Annotated in this window: 1 protein-coding gene; it reads right to left on the reverse strand. The window is 51.6% G+C overall.

Annotated features, from left to right (window positions below):
- Positions 1 to 23: 23 nt before the first annotated feature.
- Positions 24 to 1,055 carry an IS630-like element ISEc33 family transposase gene (locus ACVCAM_RS26405; protein ID WP_032425611.1) on the reverse strand — a complete coding sequence of 344 codons (1,032 nt, stop codon included), beginning with the start codon at positions 1,053 to 1,055 and terminating at the stop codon, positions 24 to 26.
- Between the last annotated feature and the right edge of the window lie 104 nt (positions 1,056 to 1,159).

Genomic DNA, 1,159 nt, shown 5'->3' on the forward strand with positions numbered 1-1,159 from the left:
CTAAATAGCTGCGCCTAATACCGCTACACTTTTGCCTGACCATGTTTTCCTCCGGGGAATGGGCTGGCGGTTTCCATAAAATGGCGGACCTTTTTCAGTAACTGCCACATTGAGCGGCACTGATGATTACGGGTTATCGTGTCATGAAGTGCCTGCCATAGCCGTTCCACATGATTCACCCACGGCGAGTAAACCGGCTGGTAAATTACCCTGAACTTGGGATTTGCTTTCAACCAGCGCTGTGTTTCGCGGCTTTTATGGATAATGTAGTTATCAACGATCAGCGTGATTGTTTTCGCCCGCCGGTAAGTGGCTTTCAGGTGCTTCAGCAGAGCGATAAACAGCGCTGAACTTTTGCTGTTGCCGCCCACGTAGCTGACTTTACCCGTGCCACTGTGCAGTGCGCCGGCCAGATAGTATTTTTCGTTCTGCCCCGGCGTCACTACCCGTTTCTGCTGTCCGCGCAACTGCCAGTCCGCACCGATTTTAGGATTAAGGTGGATATCCACTTCATCTTCATAAAATACCGGATGCTCTGCGCTGCATTCATCCAGCGCTTTGTGGATTACCGCCATCTTTTCATCTTTATGTGGGTCACGGATACGCAGAGTTGGCGCGGCCCTGCGCCATACAAGCCCCGCAGATGGCAACCAGCGGCGAACGGTTCCTGCATGTAACTGGCAACCGGTTATCTCATTGATTTTTAATGCCAGTAATTCGGTGCTCCAGCGTGAACGTTGATAACCAAAATCGCCGGGAGAATGCTTTATCAGCTCACGTAACAGGGTGCAGATATGTTCAAAAGGCCAGCGTCGGGAGCGCCCTGCGGGTAAGGATTTCAGGCCTTCAATACCTGAGTGCGTAAACCAGTTAATCCAGCGACCAACGGATGAACGAGCACAACAGAGAGTTCTGGCAACATCGCTGACCCGTTCACCCCGATGAAGCATCAGCATGGCCGTGAGTCTGCGGGCATGATTTTTATCGCGCGTTTTATGAATAGCTTTCTGCATCAGGCGTCGTTCGCCACGGGGTATTGGTGCTATGATCGGCATCGCTCAGTCCGGTTGGTGGTTTTGGTTGGTTTGGCGATTGATCAGATCGCACAATCCGGGCTGAGTTCCCTTTCAGTGATCTACTATTCCGCGCATCTATTTAG

The organism is Enterobacter sp. CFEC122 (assembly GCF_052983755.1).